The following is a 17,731-nucleotide window of genomic DNA, read 5'->3' as shown; positions in this document are numbered from 1 at the left end:
ACGCCGATACACGTATCGGGCGGCGGGAGAGGGCGGATGAGCATGGCAACCGGGCAGGGGCATTCGGGCGTGGACGCGGTCGAGATCCGCGACGCCAGCCTCATGGCCTTCTACCGCTCCATGACGCCGCCGGAGCGGCACACCTTCTGGGCGTGCGCCGCCGGGTGGTGCCTCGACGGCATGGACTTCATGATCTACCCGCTGGTGATCGGGACGATCATGGCCCTGTGGCACGTCGATTCCGGTACGGCCGGGCTCGCCGCCACGGTGACGCTGCTGGCATCGGCGCTGGGGGGCTGGCTCGCGGGCTTCGTGGCCGACCGGATCGGCCGGGTGCTGACCCTGCAGATCACGATCCTGTGGTTCTCGGTCTTCTCCCTGCTCTGCGCCTTCGTGCAGAATTTCGACCAGTTGCTCATCGCCCGGGCGATCCTGGGGCTGGGCTTCGGCGGCGAGTGGGCGGCCGGGGCCGTCCTGATCGGTGAGACGATCCGGGCCGAGTATCGCGGCCGCGCCGTCGGCTCCGTCCAGTCCGGCTGGGCGATCGGCTGGGGCCTCGCGGTCCTGTCGCAGGCTGTGCTGTTCTCGCTGCTGCCGCCCGAGACCGCGTGGCGCTGGATGTTCGGGGTCGGCGCGCTGCCGGCGCTTCTGGTGTTCTACCTGCGCCGCTACGTCGAGGAGCCGCAGGTCGCCGCCGAGACCCGCGCCCGGGCGGCCGCCTCCGGCGACCGACCGCAGATCTGGGAGATTTTTTCGGGGCCGATCCTCAAGACCACCCTGCTCGCCTCGCTCGCGGCGGCGGGCTGCCAGGGCGGCTACTACGCGATCACCACCTGGGTGCCGCGCTTCCTCACCACCGAGCGCCACCTCTCGATCGTCTCCTCCACCGGCTACCTCTCGGCGCTGATCGTCGGCTCGTTCACCGGCTACCTCGTCGGCGCGTGGCTCGCCGACCGCCTGGGGCGACGGCCGCTGTTCCTGATCTTCTCCGTCGGCGCCATCGCGGTGGTCGTCGCCTATACGCAGATCCCGCTCTCCAACGGCATGCTCTGGGTGCTGGGCTTCCCGCTGGGGTTCTTCGCCTCGGGCTATTTCTCCGGGATGGGCGCTTTCCTGACCGAACTCTACCCGACCCGCCTGCGCGGCTCGGGGCAGGGGTTCTGCTACAATTTCGGCCGGGGCGTCGGCGCCCTGTTCCCGGCGCTAGTCGGCTACCTGTCGGAGCGCGCCGGCCTCGCCTCGGCCATCGCGATCTTCGCGGCCATCGCCTACGGGGTGTTCTTCCTGGCGGCCTTCGCCCTGCCCGAGACCCGCGGCAAGGTCCTGCACGCGGATTCCTGACCATGCCCGAGATCCGAGACTGCCCCGCCCCGGACCCGCATCCCCGCGGCCCGACCCGCTACGCCGTGCCACCCGGCGCGGTCGACACCCACGCCCACGTGATCGGCCTGCCGCCGGCCTACCCGCTGGCGCCGGACCGCAGCTACACGCCCCCGGCGGCCCCCGCGGACCGGTATCTCGCGATGCTCGACGGGACCGGCATGGAAAACGGCGTGCTCGTCCAGGTCAGCGTCCACGGCACCGACAACCGGCTGATGGTCGAGACCCTGCGCGCCAATCGGGCGCGCCTGCGCGGCATCGCGGTGATCCCGCTCGGCCTGCCCGATACGGAACTCGCCGCCCTGAAGGAGGCCGGGGTGGTCGGCCTGCGCCTCAACGTGCTGTTCGGCGGCGGGGTCGGGCTCGACGCGGTGGACGCCTACGGGGCGCTGGCCCGGGAGATGGGCTGGCACCTCCAGTTCCTGCTCGACGCACGGCACCTGCCGCCGATCGCCGGCCGCCTGTCGCGCTTGGCCGTGCCGCTGGTCTTCGACCATATGGGCCACATGCCGGCCTCGGCCGGATTGGACCATCCGGGCTTCCAGGCGCTGCTCGGTCTCGTCGCCGACGGCCAGTGGGTGAAGCTGTCGGGCGCCTTCCGGGATTCCGTGACCGGGCCGCCCTACGCCGACACGATCCCCTTCGCCCGCGCCCTCAACGAAGCGGCCCCCGAGCGCTGCCTCTGGGGCTCGGATTGGCCGCACGTGGCCGCCTGGGACGGGCCGCCCCGGACCGCGGCGCTCCTCGACCTGATGGCCGATTGGGTGCCGGACGACGAGCGCCGCCGGATGGTCTTCGTTGACAATCCGCGGCGGCTCTACGGCTTCGGGTAGGGCGCGCTCAGACCCGCAGGTCGACGCTCTGGCCCTGTCCGGCGGGCGCCGGCGGGCCGGCGCTGTCCGCGCCCTGGGCGCTGTCCGCCACGAGCCCCGCGACCGCCTTGTCCGATGCTACCTGCTGCCGGGCGACGGCGATGCCGATCTGCTGGTTCTGGGACGACGCCAGCATCTGGACGGCGGCGGTGGCGGAAACGGGATCCATGACGCCGATCCTACATCGCGGAGCTGAATCCGGCGTTAGCCGGATCCGGGGCCTTTGAGCGATCGGCGCTCATCCGTCGAGGAAGCCCCGCTGCCGGGCCCGGTAGCCGCCGATCAGCGTCACGCAGACGAAGGACACGCCGGCCAGCACCGTGCCGAACGCCGCGATCGGCCACCAATGGCCCTGGAAGCGCTCGGCCAGGACGGTGCCGACGATCGGCGTCAGGCCGCCGGCCAGCGCCCCGCAGAACTGGTAGGCGATGGAGATCGCCGTGTAGCGGATCCGGGTCGGGAAGGCCCCCGCGAGGTAGCCGGCGATCACCGCGTAGAAGGTCGCGCTGCCGATCACGTTGAGGGCGAGGCCGAGGACGATCAGCGGCACCGACTTGGTCTCGACCAGCCAGAACAGGGGATAGGGCGCCAGCATCGCCCAGATCAGTGTCCCCTGCAGGAACAGGCGCTCGTTGCGGATCGCCTCCGCGATCCGGGCGCCGACCGGGGTCATGATCAGTTGCACGACGGCGGCGATCAGCAGGGCGTCGAGGATCGTCCCCCGGGCGATGCCGAGATACTGCGTGGTGAAGGCGATCATGAAGGTGTTGAACAGGTAGACGGAGGCGATCGCGAAGGTGTTGGCGCCCGCCGCGAGCAGCACCGGCTTGAGGCAGGTGGTCAGCACCTCGCGCACGGGGGCCGGCGGCGGGCCGCCCGCGGCCCGGGCCTTCTCGAAGGCCGGCGATTCCGCGACGCCGAGGCGGATCGCGAGCCCCACCGCGAGCAGGAGGATGCTGATGAGGAACGGCACCCGCCAGCCCCACGCCAGAAAGCTCTCCTTGTCGAGGAGGCCGGCGAGGCGGAAGGCCAGGAGCGACAGGATCTGCCCGGCGGGGCTGCCGAGCTGCGCGAAGGAGGCATAGAAGGTGTTGCGCCCGGCCGGCGCGTGCTCGGCGGCCATCAGCACCGCCCCGCCCCACTCGCCGCCGACCGCCAGCCCCTGGATCAGCCGCAGGACGACCAGCAGCACCGGTGCCCACAGGCCGACGGCGGCGTAGGTCGGCAGCAGCCCGATCCCCGAGGTGGCGATCCCCATCATCACCAGGGTCGCCACGAGGGCGCGCTTGCGCCCGAACCGATCGCCGAGCGTGCCGAAGATCAGGCCGCCGAGCGGCCGGGCCAGGAAGCCCACCGCGAAGGTGCCGAAGGCCGAGAGCGTCGCGATGTAGGGCGATTCCGCCGTGAAGAAGAGCGGCCCGAACACCAGGGCCGCCGCGGTGCCGTAGATGAAGAAGTCGTACCACTCGATCGTGGTGCCCACGAAGGCCGCGAGCGCCGCCCGGGCGGATTGGTTCGTCCCGGGTTCCGCGACCGGTGCTGCGGTGGTGACGGCCATCGATCCTCGCGTGGCATTCTGAATTCAAGCGTAAGTCCTCATGCCCAGCCGGGCAGCCCACCGCAACGCCTGCACGCGAAAGGGCGCGTGTTTCAACCGGACGTGGAGTCGCCTGTCGCGGTCTTCCAAGGTTGCATCTCCACGACGAGCCGGCACCTCCATCCAATCCCCTCATCCTGAGGTGCCCGCGTCAGCGGGCCTCGAAGGAGGGCTCCAGGGATCGCGCGGCTGGCTGGAGGGCTCCTTCGAGGCCTCCGCTGCGCGCCGGCACCTCAGGATGAGGGGATTGGATGGGAGTCCTGGCGCCCGCCATTTTTCAAAAACTCGGTGGCGTGCAGGCGCTCACCACCTCGCAGGGGTTGGGCCCGACGCAGCGGAAGCGGTGCGGGCGGCGGCTGTCGAAGCTGTAGGCGTCGCCGGGGCCGAGGATCCGGCGCTCCGCGTCCACCGTCACCTCCAGGCGGCCGGAGAGGACGATGCCGCCCTCCTCGCCCTCGTGGGACAGGGGCACCCGGCCGGTATCGGCGCCGGGCTCGTAGCGCTCCTTCAGGATCTGGAGCTTGCGCCCGAACAGGCTGTCGCCGACCTGGGCGTACGAGATCGCCCCCTTGGCGGCGCGCCGGCCGATCTCGGTGAGTTCCTCGGCCGCGAAGAACACCTTGCGCTCGGGCTCCGGCTCCAGGGCGAAGAACGCGGCCATGCCGATCGGCACCCCGTCGAGGATCCGCTTCAGGGCGCCCACCGAGGGGTTCACCCGGTTGGCCTCGATCAGCGAGATCGCGGAATTCGTCACCCCGGCCCGCTTGGCGAGCGTCCGCTGCGACAGGCCGTGGCGGGCGCGCACGAAGCGCAGCCGGGCGCCGACATCGATGCTCATCCGGCGTGGCCCCGTTTCAGGTGTTGCAAATCCCGCAACAGTGCCGTCCTCGGCCCCGTTCCTGCAAGGGGTTGCCGGCGGCCAGAAAAGGACTTGTTGCCGGATCGGCGAAGGTGTCCCCTGGCCCGGTCGCCCGATCCGCGCCGTTCGCCCCGGAGAGCCGCCCCATGACCGATCATCCGCTCCGCAACACGCCCGCGATGGACGCCTTCTGGATGCCGTTCACCGCCAACCGCCAGTTCAAGGCGGCGCCGCGCCTGCTCGTCTCCGCCGAAGGCATGCACTACACCGCCGACGACGGCCGCACGATCCTGGACGGAACCGCGGGCCTCTGGTGCGTGAATGCCGGCCACGGGCGCCGGGGGATCGCGGCGGCCGTGGAGCATCAGCTCTCCACCCTCGACTTCGCCCCGACCTTCCAGATGGGCCACCCCATCGCCTTCGAATTCGCCGAGCGGCTGGCCGAGATCGCCCCCGGCGGCCCCGACAAGCGCCTCGACCGGGTGTTCTTCACCAATTCCGGCTCGGAATCGGTCGACACGGCCCTCAAGATCGCGCTGGCCTACCAGCGGGCGATCGGGCAGGGGACCCGCACCCGGCTGATCGGCCGCGAGCGCGGCTATCACGGCGTCGGCTTCGGCGGGCTGTCGGTCGGCGGCATCGTGTCGAACCGGCGGGTCTTCCCGCAGCTCAACGGCACCGACCACCTGCGCCACACCCACGACCCGGCCCGCAACGCCTTCGTGAAGGGCCAGCCCGAGCACGGGGCGGAACTCGCCGAGGATCTGGAGCGGCTGGTGGCGCTCCACGGGGCGGAGACCATCGCGGCCTGCATCGTCGAGCCGGTGGCCGGCTCCACGGGCGTGCTGGTCCCGCCGAAGGGCTATCTGGAACGCCTGCGCGCGCTCTGCACCCAGCACGGCATCCTCCTGATCTTCGACGAGGTGATCTCCGGCTTCGGCCGCCTCGGCGCGCCCTTCGCCACGGATTACTTCGGGGTCGTCCCGGACCTCGTGACCAGCGCCAAGGGCCTGACCAACGGCACGGTGCCGATGGGCGCGGTCTTCGCGAGCCGGGCGGTGCACGACGGGCTGATGAACGGCCCGGACGGGATCGAGCTGTTCCACGGCTACACCTATTCCGGCCACCCGATCGCCTGCGCGGCCGGCATCGCGACCCTCGACATCTACCGGGACGAGGGGCTGCTGACCCGCGTCGCCGACATCGCCGACGACTGGGCCTCGGCGATGCACGACCTGCGCGGACGCAAGGGGGTGATCGACATCCGCACCATCGGGCTGATCGCCGGCATCGAGCTGGCGCCGCGCCCCGACGCACCGGGCAAGCGCGCCTACGACGTGTTCGTGGACTGCTTCGAGCGCGGCCTGCTCACCCGGGTCACCGGCGACATCGTCGCGCTGTCGCCGCCGCTGATCATCGAGAGGGACCAGATCGGCGAGATCGTGGACGTGCTGGGCGCGGCGATCGACCGGGCCGCCTGAGCGGTCTCCGTCCGGGTTTCCAAAGGGCGTGCCCTTTGGTGGGTTGTGAGGGCAAAGCCCTGACCGTCTCGGGCGCAGCCCGACACCAGGGCTCTGCCCTGGACCCGCGAAAGGTCTCGACCTTTCGAGACCAGGACGCGATCCCACCGCATGGGTGTCCGCCCTGCACGGCGGGGTTGTCGCGACACCGCCCGTGCCCATCTGCCCCGGACCCGGATTTGGACCGGGCACGAGGCTTTGCATGTCGAACACCGCCCTGATCGTCGGCGCCAGCGGAATCGTCGGCAGCGCCACCGCAGCGCTGCTCACCGAGGAGGGCTGGCGGGTGGCCGGCCTTGCCCGTCATCCGGTGGACCAGGCGGGCGTCGAGCCGGTGGCGGGCGACCTGCAGGATCCGGCCTCCCTGGAGCGGGCGCTCGCCGAAGTCGCACCGACCCACGTGTTCCTCGCCACCTGGCAGCGGCGCCCCACCGAGGCGGAGATGATCCGCGTCAACCGCGCCATGGTCGAGAACCTGCTCGACGCGCTCCGCCCGAAGAAGAGCGTCCGCCACGTGGCCCTGGTGACCGGGCTCAAGCATTATCTCGGGCCGTTCGAGGCCTACGGCAAAGGCAGCCTGCCGCAGACGCCGTTCCGCGAGGACCAGGGCCGGCTCGACATCGAGAATTTCTACTACGCTCAAGAAGATGCGGTGTTTGCCGCCGCCGCGCGCGACGGCTTCACCTGGAGCGTGCACCGCCCGCACACGATCATCGGCAAGGCGGTGGGCAACGCCATGAACATGGGCACGACGCTCGCCTGCTACGCCACCCTGTGCCGGGAGCTGGGGCGACCCTTCGTCTTCCCGGGCTCGGCCGCGCAGTGGAACGGGCTGACCGACATGACCGACGCGCGGCAGCTCGCCCGCCACCTGCTCTGGGCCTCCACCGAACCGCGGGCCGCCAACGAGGCCTTCAACGTGGTCGACGGCGATGTCTTCCGGTGGAGCTGGATGTGGGGCCGGATCGCCGCGTGGTTCGGGATCGAGGCGGTGCCGTTCGACGGCACGCACCGCCCCCTCGAACCCCGGATGGCGCAGGACGGGCCGGCCTGGGCCGAGATCGCCCAGCACCACGGCCTCGCCGAGCCGAACCTCGAAAAACTCGCCTCCCCCTGGCACACGGATGCCGATCTCGGCCGGCCGATCGAGGTCGTCACCGACATGAGCAAGAGCCGCCGCCTCGGCTTCACGGCGTATCAGCCGACCGACGACGCGTTCTACGATCTGTTCGGGCAGCTTCGGGCGGACAAGCTGATTCCGTAAGCCTCATCCAACCCGGCGGCCGCGGGGGAAGTTTCCGCGCCTATGCCGCCGGGGGCCTCGCCGTCGTCCTTTGAGGCATACGCCGCCGTCACGATGGCGGCCGCGCGGAACCGCTCGCCCGGTCCCGCGCGCCTCCTGTTCGCGGCGGTGTCGGTGCTTCCGATCGTATTCGGTCTCAGAGCGACCTGGCGCGAAGCCCGGTCGACTGAAACGCTGGCGGTCTACGGCTCCGGCGTCAGCGCGTCCTTCCTCCCCCAAGGGCCCGGCATCGCCCAGAGGGCTTTTCCGTCAGAGCACGTTCGGATCCGAAACGTCCCCCTCCGGCGACGGCTCCAGAAGGTCGATGAGCTGCGCCAGGGCCCGCGGCGCATCGTGACGCCACATGGCGTAGGCCACCCCGAGGTGGTCGCCGTGATGCTCGAGGCCGAGGGCGCACCAGGACGCGTCTGCGGCCACCTGCAGTTCCATGATGCGCAGCCCGTCCCCGGCCGGCCAGACCTGTTCCAGACGGTCGCGCAGGGGCTGCCCGTCCGCCGCCCCGGCGCCGGCCGGCGCCTCCGGCCCGCAGGCTCGCCCCGCCTCCGGGCGCCAGAGGACCACGATGCCCCCCCGGGCCTGGGCGAGGGCCCGGCGAGCCGCGCGCAGCGGGGGCAGGGGTGCCACGTGCGTCAGGATGGTCGCGCCCGCGAGCCGCCCGAGGACGTGATGCGTGTCGTCGATCGCGGCATTGTCGACGATCACGACCTCGCCCGGCGCGCGGCGGCGTTCCGAGAGGACGCGGATCAGGTGCAGGAACCGCGCCGGGCGGCCGTCGAGGACGGCGAGAACCGAGACGAGCGGGGCCGCGCCCAGCGTCAGGTCGATCGTCGCCCCAGCCGCCAGGAATGCGTGCATCTCGGCGCGGATGCGGCGCTCCGCGTCGTCCCCGGCCCCCGCCCGGGCGAGTTGCGCCAGCGTCGCGTCCGCCGGGGTTGTGTCGTAGCCGCGCCCGGCCATCTCGGCGCGCCAATCCGTGGTCTCGACGTCCGGGACGAGGGCCCGCGCCGTCCCGACCTTGAGATAGGGGAAACCGGCCCGCAGGAGCCTGCGCCAGTTGTGCAGCGTCGCGTCGAGCCAGTCGGGCGTCGGGAACAGGACCTCCGCGCGAAACCCGCGCGCCGTCGCATGGCGTGCCAATTGGGTTTCGTACTCGTTCACGACGTCGTTCTTGTGGGTGTACGCCACCACGCCGTCGAAGAACGCCCGCCCCGCCGCGGATCCGAGGAAGCGCTGTTTCAGGGCGAGGAAGTAGCTCTGGACGTGCCAGCCGCGGTCGGCGTTGTCGGTCAGGCCGACGAGGTCGGCCGCGCTCGTCCGGATCCGGGCGACCACCCGCTCCAGCGCCTCCGGGCTCGTGGGGCCGAAGACGCTGTCGTTGATGAGGTACAGGATCTCCGCGCCGAAGAGTTCGGGATGCCGGCGCAGCACGTGGGCCCAGGCGGCGAAATCGAAACCTGCATTCGCCCGCCGGAAGACGTGGTCGGCCCGGTCGAGGGCCGGGCCCGTGACCGGCGCGTCACCGTCATCGCAGACCACGATCAGGGCACAGGCGATCCCGCATCGCTGCAGACCCGTGACATGGTGGACGACATGCGGCTTGATCGCGCCGTCGCTCGTGTGCGTCACGAACAGGGCGACCTCGGCGGCGAATGCGCCGCCCCTCAGACGATCGAGCCGCGCCGCCGTGACCGGCTCCGACTCGAGGACCGCGTGCGGGTTGGGGCGGCGGCGGTCGACAAGGCCTTCCGTGAGGAAGTGCTCCAGGGGGTCGAGCCCGCGCCGGGCGACATCGGGATTGCGGGCGCGGTACCAGTCCGGATCGAAGATGCCGTGCCATACCGCCCGATCCTCTTCGGCCGCATTGGCCGCCCGGCCCTCCAGGAGGCCGATCCGTCGGAAATGCTCCAGGGGGTCGTCCCGGTAGGGACCGAGATCCGCGTTCCGCGCCCGGTACCAGCTCGGATCGAAGCGGGTGTTCCAAACCTCCCGCGGCTCGCGATCGGCGTTGGGAAAGCGGCCCTCGGCCCGACCGTAGAGGAGGTAGTGCCGGACCGGATCGGCGCCCGTGGCGGCCACGTCCGGATAGCGGGCGCGGTACCAGGCGCGGTCGACGCTCTCTCCGAGAGCCCTCATCTCAGCCTCGGGATTGGGATACCGCCCCTCCGCCTGTCCGTGGGTGGCGTAGTGCGCGCCGGGATCGACCTGCGCCGACGCGACGTCCGGGTAACGCAGGGTGTACCAGTCCCGATCGAACGCACCGTGCAGATCCGCGGCGGGACCTGAGCGTGAGTCAGCGGCGCGGGCATCCTCGGTCAACGATCTGGTTCCTGTGCCTGGCTACGGATCGGTGTCCGGCCGGGCCGGATCGTCTCGCTCCAGCCCCGCGCCGGCATGGGTCGGCGCCGGTATGGCGGAGGAGACGGGGCGCGGCGCGGGCTCGGCCGCAGACCGGTTCCTTAGCCATGACCCTACGCCGGGTAGCCATGACCCTACGCCGGGTTCGTCGGTAAATCGACACCGCCGCACCGTCGAGACACGGTCGGCCATTCCGGCTCGGATCAATCCCCCGCGTTGATCCTCCGGGATGCGGACAGCCACACCATCCCGGCAGCGCCGTGGCTCGCGGTGTCCTTTCAGCGCGAGAGCCGCAACCAAACGCGGGCTCATCGGGCCCTACGGGCGACTCACGGCATAGCAAAGAATGATTTCGCGTCAGCTCTGCTTCGCCACGACGTGTTTGAGCAGCAGTAATCCCACCGTCATGCATGTGAGCGAGAACATATACACGTAGAGATAATCGACCTGCAGATTAAACGCGGGATAGTAAGCCGATCTGACCCATTCCACGACCTGAACGGCGGGATTGAATTTCATCCAATAGTAGACCCGATCCGGCATGAAACAGGCCATGAACATCACGCCGCTGGACACGTACATGATGATGCTGAACAACGCGTAGCCGATGATCCATCCGGGGAAGAAGCCGACAATCGCGACGTTGATCGTTCCGATGCCGATGCCGAGCAGGATGGCCGCGCTATACCCGCCCACGGCTGTGAATGGATCGATGGGAAGCGGATTATCGCCGATCGCCACCAGGATGAGGGATACGACGACCAGCCCGAGGAAGCCGGTCACGATTTCCACCAGCACCCGAGCAAAGACAATGTCGAACAACTTGACTTGTGGATAGTAGGTCAGCGGCCTGTTCATAATGACCGCCTTCATCACCTCTCTAGATATGTACTGGAATATCAAGACCGGCACGGCGCCGCTGGCGAAAAACACCGCGAAGCTGCCGTCGACCGGGACGGGGAGATGCTGAAAGCTGTAGATCAGAATCAGCATGAACACGTGGACGCATGGCCACAGCACGACCACGCCGTATCCCCACAGTGATCCACCGAAGCGCGTCCGCATATCGCGCAGCATCAGCGCGTACAGCACATGCAAATACGACTCTACTGCGCTGCGCGGCAGGCGCTCGGTGCTGGACATCGATCAGGACCCACCTTCCACACAATGGCCATCGCGCCGAACTTCGGCCAAAATACGACCTCTCCCGAACGGTAAAGTCGGCTGCAGCGGGCCTTCCCGCCCTTTGTGGGCCGGATCAGTCTCCTCAAAACCGGCGCGCGAGCTTGGCGGATCGTACGGCGGAATGGCGCCTTCCGACCCTTGGCCGAGGCGAGCCGCCCTCGGACACGACCCTTGAAGATCAAGCAGCACCGCGCCTGGCAATCTCCGATCGAGTCCCCCCATGAATGCGCATACAGGGTACGCCACGGGTATTTGACGATCGTACGGACCGAAATCCCCGGCAAACAATCACATTTGAACAGCAATCGTGTGGGCCGCCGTTTGGCAGCCGCGAGCCTCGCCCCTTGCTTGGGGGAACAATACAGATGACATATGTCGCTGATCGAGCCTCATCGCAGGGCAGCGATCATCCACTGTAGGGACGTTGTACCTTGGCCGCCACGGACTGCACTTCGTCCCAGTCGCGGATCAGAGTGACTGCTTCCACGCGCATCCGTGCGGCGATTTACCCGAAATCATTCCAAAATTCTTACTTCAGATTACGATCGCATTTATCGAACTTTGCGATCAATATTCCCAGTATTAGCTCAGTCGCAGCGAGTTTCGGAGCCACTTTATAATCTGGAAGAAGACCGATTGTCGGTCCCTCATCCATGCCAAGCTCCACTCGCATGCGAAAAATAGCACCGAGAAAACCGCCAAGTTACGAAACATCGCAGATAATCGGTAGCAGATCAAAGCCGGCAACTTCGGCCAGGGCCGCCCCCAAGAGCGGCAAGCCCGGAGATCCGCGGGGCGAACGCGCGCCGCTCGGGCATCGCGCGCCAGGCAAACATGGCCCCTCCGTTCCGATCGCGCCGTAACGGCCTGTAAGCAGGTGGCTAAGTCGTTATGCCGTCTGTCGATCTGTACCGGCGACTCGTGGCCCAGCCCGATCGCGCATGGCCGGCCGACCTTCGAAGCCGATTATTTCCAGCACGCTCGGATGGCGACCCGGGTGTCGCCGTCGCCCGAGCAGGCCGGACTGTCGTCTGCGGTGCGCTTCGCTGTCCCCGCCGCCCTCGGCTGCGTGAGGCGAGGACAGGTCTCGCAGCCCGACCGCCGCGCCGACCGAGCTTGAATCCGCCGGGGCCGACCGGCGCGCCATTATCACAGACAGCCTCGAAGACGGCCGCCCCGGCGACCCGCAAACCGAGCACCAGATCCGCGTCTTCAATCTGGAAGATCCGGCGGTCTTCCAAGGACTGACGATCGATTATTTCGAGGGCCCTTCTCGAAAGATCGGCGTCAAGGTGACGTACGAGCAGTTCTGCGCGCCTCCTACGGCGGTGCTGCTCAACGATCTGATCTTCCACGACTACTTCATGATCCGCGATCCGCGCGGCATGGCCGCCTACAAGCGCCTCAGCAACGTCCTGAAAGCCATCAAAAAGGCATTCCTGATCATCGTCGATGATTACGTCAATTATTTCAGGACCCGATAGCAGTTCTTTTTGGGCTCAATCCGAAATTCATGCGTGATCCCAGCGCGGAACTGCTCGCCTGCCGTTTCCAACGCTACACCTGGGATCAGCATCTTCATCCCATTCGCGTCATCTCGCTTCAGGAAGCTGCCGCGAAATCGAGGGATCCTTGGAGCAGCTGTCGTCGTATCTCGGCGCCCCGGTCTTCCGCGTCGCGTTCCAAAACATGAAGGGACGAAAATCCGCCGCATGAGAGTACGTTTTCGGCGCCTACGATCCGGGATGCGATCTCTACGTAGACGAGGAGGTCGGCTTCGATGAGGCCGGGGTTTAGCGCTCGCTCGGTGGATACATAGGGGCGGACGTGAAGACACTGACCCGCGCGAACGACGCCAAATACTTATGCTACACAATCAAAATATTTCGTTTTTGTGTCGATATTATAAGCAACCGAAAAATGAATACCTTGATCGATTATAACGACCGTTTCTTGACCTATGGCGCAAATTCAAGCCTGTTATACCTCCGCAATGAAATCGAGAAAACAGGAATCTCCTACGTGGAAATCAAGACCTGGGAGACGGAGGGTGCGCCATTTGTCGAATAATTTGATTGTGTTGTCGAAACCGGCAGCTGGACACCCACGTAAATTCAGGGCGAAATATCGATCTACCACTTATATTTTTCTGGATATACTGAAATTCTGAATACGCTATAGGATGATGAATGCTAGTGCTACAAACACTTTGAAACATATTTAATGTTACAGACCACGATGGACAGTCTGTTGAGGGACGCTACGCCTGAGGCGGTTTTGAACATGTGCGATAATTTCAAACACGCGACCCTCAATTAACTGATCGCAACTGGCAACCAACCGTCCGAATTTTCGCCGCGCTTCTCCAGTCCACAGGCCGGCAGAGGGTTCGGACGTCGGTACAGATGCACGCGTTCAAGCCCGGCATCGCGCGCGGACTGGCTCTGCGCGGGCCGAGTCGCTCAAACGGCCAGAGGCATGCTCAGCAGACCTGAATGGTGCTGGCCGCCGATCAGACTGAACAACACCGCCATGCGGCCTAATGGTCCACTGGTAAGCAGACGGCCACTACGTCGCGTCGACCGTTCGCCATAACACTGAACCCGACACAAACGTCGCCTCGTCGAGGGCGTCAGTATCAACCAGCCTTTTTGATACTGAAAATCAAGCCCGTCGTATAATTTGATCCCTCGCCGGCGTCCAGATCGATCGGCTTCAACCTGTCCGGGAGCTCATGGCTGAAAAATATCCGATCGACATGCGGAGTGAAGAGCTCTAAGTAATCGTCGGTCTTACTGAGCTGCTTTCCAAGCGCCCCGACCGCCGCGATGCCCGTCTCAGGTATCGTATCCTGAGAAATGCAGATCAAACCGCCAGACTTGGTGACGCGGACCATTTCGTCGCACGCCTTCTTCGGATCCGTGGAATACACCAAGACACAGCTTGCGATCACGATATCGAATGTATTGTCTTGGTAGGGCATCGCATGCATATCGCCGAGATCGATCATGGGGCTGTAGGAAATCAGATCTAGGCCGCGAATATTCGGCATCCGGAAGCCGTATGCCATCAACGAGAAGAGTTCGCCCTCCGTGCGTGGCCCAATGTCCAGAACCATGGCCGTACTGATGTAATCCTGATCGTATCCCCGGCTCGCAGCCGGCATGATGGATAAGGGCCGATAGGTCTCGATAACGGACAGCGGTCTGATGATGCGAAGCCCGCGTATCCCTCTGATATCATGCAAACCTTCGAGGTTGTGTTCGATCGTCGATAGCCCGGATTTCATGATGGTCATCCGCCGATTGTCGCCATCCCAGACCCGCAACGCGTTTTGCCGCTCGATGAAGTACCGCTTTCTCCAGGCGACGACCAGTTCGCGAAAATAGTCAACCCGCAAAAGAGTATACCAGCGTGTCCACTCCATTTTGGCCCACATCTTGGCCGAGATGCTCATGATTAGATGGTCAATCAAACGCATATCAGCTTCCGGTATCCGTGAAGCTCGGAGACCGAGCGGAGTCTTGCAAACCTTATATAGAGCGCCGGACGATTTTGGATCCCGTGCATCGGCCTGGAAATCGAATTTCGGCTTTCGGTACATGACCGCGGCCGGATCGCGCTGGTCGGCGCCGTGCGGTGGGGCCGGACATATGTCCGTTCGCGACGGTCCGAGCGCCGTCGTTCCGCGAATCTACCCCGTTCAGAGGGCCTGTGCCACGGACGGCGAGGCCGCGCCGAACCGGGTGATCAGAAGCGGGTCTGTCGCGATGGCCCACCGTTTTGCCCCAAAGTCCGGCTTTGTATAACGCCGCCTTTATCGAAGCCCGCCGGGGCAATCATGTCAGGACACGTCATGAGCGAACGTACGAGTTGGTCCCAAAGCGCCAACGAACTCTATCCGCACATCCGTGCCGTCGCTGCTGGCATGCTCGCTCACATGCGCGGCGAACCCAATCCGCCCGAAGCCTACCAGTCCATGATCATTCTGCACGGCCAGACGCAGGGACGGTCGACGCGTCTGATCTCGACGCTTCTGTCGGCGCACCGCCCTTACGTGCAGGGCTCGATGAAGTCCGGGATCTTCGGCGATGTCCCGTCCGATCTCGCCCCGTCCATCGCCAAGGAGGTTCGCGAGACCGGCTTCGCCATGCTGCCGATGAAGCTTCCGCAACCGATGATCGACCGGCTCACGGATTTCGCCCGGACGAACGAGGCGAACTTCAAGGGCGGCGATGTGGAGGGACGCGGGCTGTTCGACGCCGCCACCCCCCGGGCACGGATCTACTCCTTCCCCGCCCGCGACTGCCTGCGCTCGCCCGACATCCAGGACGTCCTCGGAGACGAATTTCTTCTCTCGCTGGCCGGGCGCTACCTGGGCGTGACGCCGATCGTGGATCTGCTGACGATGTGGTGGAGCGCCGTCTTCGAGGAGGGGAACGCCTCCGAGGCGGCGCAGCTCTTCCACTTCGACATGGATAAGCCGCGCTGGCTCAAACTGTTCATCTATCTCACCGACGTTGACGAATCCGCCGGTCCGCATGTCTATGTCGAACGCAGCCACCGCTTGCGCAACGACAAGGTCGGCAGCCTCCTCCGTCGCGGCTACACCCGCATCCCGGACGCCGATATCGTCGATGCCTACGGCGCGGACTCGCTGCGCTCGATCGGCGGGCCGGCCGGAACGATCTTCGTCGCGGACACGATCGGCTTCCATAAGGGTCTCCCACCGACGGGCCGGGAACGGCTCGTCCTGCAGCTGTCCTACGCGACGACCCTGTTCGGCGGCGCCTCGACACCCGTCCCGATGCCCAGCCCCGTCACGCCGACGCTGGCTGCCGCCATGAAGCGCCGGCCGAAGACCTACGCGCTATTCAGGGGCTGAGGCGGCCTCACGCGTCCGGGCTGCCGCCCGACACGTCCTCCCAGGAGAGGGCATGCCCGCGCGCGAGCGCCCGGGTTGCGCGCCGGCCGAGAATGGCCAGCAGGTATTTCGGCGACAGGCCGTAGCCCGGGCGGATCGAGCGTAGCGTCTCGGCCGTGAAGGGCGCGCCCGGCGCCATGTCGCGCACCACGTAGAGCGAGCGCCGGAAGACCTGGCTCGCCCGCTCGGCCTCCGAGCGAGCGTAGCCGAGCCCGCCGAGCGAGAGCCAGGCGTCGCGGCACTCGCTGACGAGGCGGGTGAACTCGTCGGGTTCGAGGCTGAAGGTGGCATCCGGCCCGCCCGCGCTGCGGTCGAGGGTGAAGTGCTTCTCGATTACGCAGGCGCCGAGCGCCACCGCGGCCACCGCGCAAGCGGTGCCCGGCGTGTGATCCGAGAGCCCCGCGATCACCCCGTAGGACGCCGCGAGGTCGGGGATCGTGCGCAGGTTCGCCTGCTCGTAGCGGGCCGGATAGCAGGACACGCAGTGGAGTAGCACGAGATCCTCGGCGCCGCCCGCCCGGGCGGCCTCCACCGCCTCGCCAATCTCAGCACGGTCGGCCATGCCGGTGGAGATGATCATCGGCTTGCCCTCGGCGGCCACGCGGGCGATCAGGGGCAGGTCGACCGCCTCGAAGGAGGCGATCTTGTAGGCCGGCATGCCGAGCCCCGACAGCAGGGCGACGGCGGTCTCGTCAAAGGGGGTCGAGAACAGGGTGACGCCGCGCTGGCGGGCGCGCTCCACCAGCGCGGCGTGCCATTCGTAGGGCGTGAACGCGGTCTGGTAGAGTTCGTAGAGCGTCTGTCCGTCCCACAGGCCACCGCGGATGCGGAAATCGGGGCCGTCGTGGTCGATGGTCAGGGTGTCTGGCGTATAGGTCTGGATCTTGATCGCGTCCGCGCCGGTTGCGGCGGCAGCGTCGAGCAGCGCGAGGGCACGCTCCAGGCTGCCGTTGTGGTTGGCCGACAGTTCGCAGATGACGTAAGGGGGATGGTCGAGCCCGATTGGACGGCCGTCGATCGTGATCGCGGGGGATGTCATCGTCCTGTCTCCGTCTCGGCCGGGCGCTTGCGCAGGATGATCTCGTAGACGAACCCGTCCTTCTCGAAGAAGGCCGGGAAGCGCTCCGGATCGGCGACCTGGAGGATCGGGAACTGCGACCGCAGGGGCTGGTCGATGTCGATCCGGCTGTCCTCCGGGGTGCGCCTGCGGCGGTAGCTCGCCCCCGTCTCCGGTTGCGGCACCGGAACGACGGTGCCGCACCGGGCGACCGCGAAATCGAGCAGCTCCAGCTCCACGGCGAACAGCGCCGCGTTGATCTCGTCGTGCAGTTCGTGGCCGCCCAGGGTGAAGCTCCGCTTGGCCCACACCGCTCCGGTATCGACGGGCTCCACGGCCTCGAGGAGCGAGACGACGATCGTGCGGCGCCCTTCCACGATGCTCCAGATATGCGGGGACCAGCCGCGCCCTTCGGGCAGGTCGCTGGCATGCAGGACCAGGGCGTGCTCGTAGGCGGCCAGACGATCGGCCTTCACCACCTCGTGCGTCGAAACCAGGAACAGCAGGGTCCCGCCGCTTAGGTCAGCCGCGCGGGTCACGAACTCGCACGCATGCCGCGCGCGCGTTCGCTCCACCCAGGCCGCAACGTGCGGGAACACCGGATGGGCAGGATCGGAGCAAAGGACCGAGATCCGCATCGCTTTGCCTTCAGTCATGGCGTGGAACACCGCGCCGGCGC

At 67.0% G+C, this 17,731-nt stretch carries 14 protein-coding genes; 6 read left to right on the top strand and 8 right to left on the bottom strand.

Translation table 11 applies throughout. The features are described from left to right. The first annotated feature begins 36 nt into the window (after nt 1-36). Together AC3IF1_RS20895 and AC3IF1_RS20890 are read left to right on the top strand one after the other, a co-directional pair. On the top strand, nt 37-1,341 hold the full coding sequence (locus tag AC3IF1_RS20895; RefSeq protein WP_409564848.1) for an MFS transporter: 1,305 nt from the start codon (nt 37-39) through the stop codon (nt 1,339-1,341). 2 nt (nt 1,342-1,343) lie between these two features. Continuing rightward, on the top strand, nt 1,344-2,213 hold the full coding sequence (locus tag AC3IF1_RS20890; protein ID WP_489219159.1) for an amidohydrolase family protein: 870 nt from the start codon (nt 1,344-1,346) through the stop codon (nt 2,211-2,213). A gap of 7 nt (nt 2,214-2,220) precedes the next feature. Here the strand turns inward: AC3IF1_RS20890 and AC3IF1_RS20885 are convergent, their stop codons facing one another. From AC3IF1_RS20885 to AC3IF1_RS20875, 3 genes are all read right to left on the bottom strand, one after another. Next, on the bottom strand, nt 2,221-2,421 hold the full coding sequence (locus AC3IF1_RS20885) for a hypothetical protein (RefSeq protein ID WP_489219158.1): 201 nt from the start codon (nt 2,419-2,421) through the stop codon (nt 2,221-2,223). A gap of 69 nt (nt 2,422-2,490) precedes the next feature. Next, a complete protein-coding gene (locus AC3IF1_RS20880; RefSeq protein WP_489219157.1) occupies nt 2,491-3,810 on the bottom strand; it encodes an MFS transporter in 1,320 nt (439 codons plus the stop codon). Nucleotides 3,811-4,126: 316 nt separating this feature from the next. Then, nucleotides 4,127-4,687: a cupin domain-containing protein gene (locus AC3IF1_RS20875; protein WP_243970771.1), complete on the bottom strand. Its 561-nt coding sequence runs from the start codon at nt 4,685-4,687 to the stop codon at nt 4,127-4,129. A gap of 167 nt (nt 4,688-4,854) precedes the next feature. On the opposite strand from AC3IF1_RS20875, the gene aptA reads away from it, so the two are divergent. After that, the gene (gene aptA, locus AC3IF1_RS20870) at nt 4,855-6,189 is read left to right on the top strand and encodes an omega-aminotransferase AptA (protein WP_489219155.1); all 1,335 of its coding nucleotides are present in this window, start codon (nt 4,855-4,857) and stop codon (nt 6,187-6,189) included. Between the two features lie 241 nt (nt 6,190-6,430). Then, nucleotides 6,431-7,492, top strand: coding sequence for an SDR family oxidoreductase (locus tag AC3IF1_RS20865; RefSeq protein WP_489219154.1), 1,062 nt, complete (start codon nt 6,431-6,433; stop codon nt 7,490-7,492). A 288-nt stretch (nt 7,493-7,780) separates the two neighbouring features. Here AC3IF1_RS20865 and AC3IF1_RS20860 read toward each other — a convergent pair whose 3' ends face one another. Next, complete coding sequence (locus AC3IF1_RS20860) at nt 7,781-9,847, bottom strand: rhamnan synthesis F family protein (protein ID WP_489219152.1); 2,067 nt, start codon at nt 9,845-9,847, stop codon at nt 7,781-7,783. A 396-nt stretch (nt 9,848-10,243) separates the two neighbouring features. Continuing rightward, nucleotides 10,244-11,029, bottom strand: coding sequence for an ABC transporter permease (locus AC3IF1_RS20855; RefSeq protein ID WP_243970779.1), 786 nt, complete (start codon nt 11,027-11,029; stop codon nt 10,244-10,246). 1,334 nt (nt 11,030-12,363) lie between these two features. Between AC3IF1_RS20855 and AC3IF1_RS20850 the strand changes: the two genes are divergently transcribed. Beyond that, a complete protein-coding gene (locus tag AC3IF1_RS20850) occupies nt 12,364-12,555 on the top strand; it encodes a hypothetical protein (RefSeq protein ID WP_489219151.1) in 192 nt (63 codons plus the stop codon). A gap of 1,154 nt (nt 12,556-13,709) precedes the next feature. On the opposite strand, the gene AC3IF1_RS20845 is transcribed toward AC3IF1_RS20850, so the two are convergent. Beyond that, on the bottom strand, nt 13,710-14,528 hold the full coding sequence (locus AC3IF1_RS20845) for a class I SAM-dependent methyltransferase (RefSeq protein WP_489219149.1): 819 nt from the start codon (nt 14,526-14,528) through the stop codon (nt 13,710-13,712). A gap of 399 nt (nt 14,529-14,927) precedes the next feature. Here AC3IF1_RS20845 and AC3IF1_RS20840 point away from each other — a divergent pair, with 399 nt between their 5' ends. Further along, a complete protein-coding gene (locus AC3IF1_RS20840) occupies nt 14,928-15,956 on the top strand; it encodes a phytanoyl-CoA dioxygenase family protein (RefSeq protein ID WP_243970785.1) in 1,029 nt (342 codons plus the stop codon). 7 nt (nt 15,957-15,963) lie between these two features. On the opposite strand, the gene pseI is transcribed toward AC3IF1_RS20840, so the two are convergent. Continuing rightward, nucleotides 15,964-17,034 (bottom strand): pseudaminic acid synthase, encoded by a 1,071-nt coding sequence (pseI, locus tag AC3IF1_RS20835; protein ID WP_489219148.1) that lies wholly within the window; start codon nt 17,032-17,034, stop codon nt 15,964-15,966. Further along, a complete protein-coding gene (locus AC3IF1_RS20830) occupies nt 17,031-17,591 on the bottom strand; it encodes a UDP-glucuronic acid dehydrogenase (RefSeq protein WP_243970788.1) in 561 nt (186 codons plus the stop codon). The genes pseI and AC3IF1_RS20830 overlap by 4 nt, the downstream gene beginning before the upstream one ends. Nucleotides 17,592-17,731 lie beyond the last annotated feature (140 nt).

The organism is Methylobacterium sp. E-012, from assembly GCF_057836545.1.
The sequence above is the reverse complement of the archived record's forward strand: the minus strand, read 5'-3'. Positions and strand labels throughout refer to the sequence as shown.

Excerpts from the sequence above, each read along its gene's own strand:
- AC3IF1_RS20895 (WP_409564848.1), top strand. The coding sequence starts at position 37 with ATGAGCATGGCAACCGGGCAGGGGCATTCGGGCGTGGACGCGGTCGAG.
- AC3IF1_RS20890 (WP_489219159.1), top strand. The coding sequence starts at position 1,344 with ATGCCCGAGATCCGAGACTGCCCCGCCCCGGACCCGCATCCCCGCGGC.
- AC3IF1_RS20885 (WP_489219158.1), bottom strand. The coding sequence starts at position 2,421 with ATGGATCCCGTTTCCGCCACCGCCGCCGTCCAGATGCTGGCGTCGTCC.
- AC3IF1_RS20880 (WP_489219157.1), bottom strand. The coding sequence starts at position 3,810 with ATGGCCGTCACCACCGCAGCACCGGTCGCGGAACCCGGGACGAACCAA.
- AC3IF1_RS20875 (WP_243970771.1), bottom strand. The coding sequence starts at position 4,687 with ATGAGCATCGATGTCGGCGCCCGGCTGCGCTTCGTGCGCGCCCGCCAC.
- aptA (WP_489219155.1), top strand. The coding sequence starts at position 4,855 with ATGACCGATCATCCGCTCCGCAACACGCCCGCGATGGACGCCTTCTGG.
- AC3IF1_RS20865 (WP_489219154.1), top strand. The coding sequence starts at position 6,431 with ATGTCGAACACCGCCCTGATCGTCGGCGCCAGCGGAATCGTCGGCAGC.
- AC3IF1_RS20855 (WP_243970779.1), bottom strand. The coding sequence starts at position 11,029 with ATGTCCAGCACCGAGCGCCTGCCGCGCAGCGCAGTAGAGTCGTATTTG.
- AC3IF1_RS20845 (WP_489219149.1), bottom strand. The coding sequence starts at position 14,528 with ATGAGCATCTCGGCCAAGATGTGGGCCAAAATGGAGTGGACACGCTGG.
- AC3IF1_RS20840 (WP_243970785.1), top strand. The coding sequence starts at position 14,928 with ATGAGCGAACGTACGAGTTGGTCCCAAAGCGCCAACGAACTCTATCCG.
- pseI (WP_489219148.1), bottom strand. The coding sequence starts at position 17,034 with ATGACATCCCCCGCGATCACGATCGACGGCCGTCCAATCGGGCTCGAC.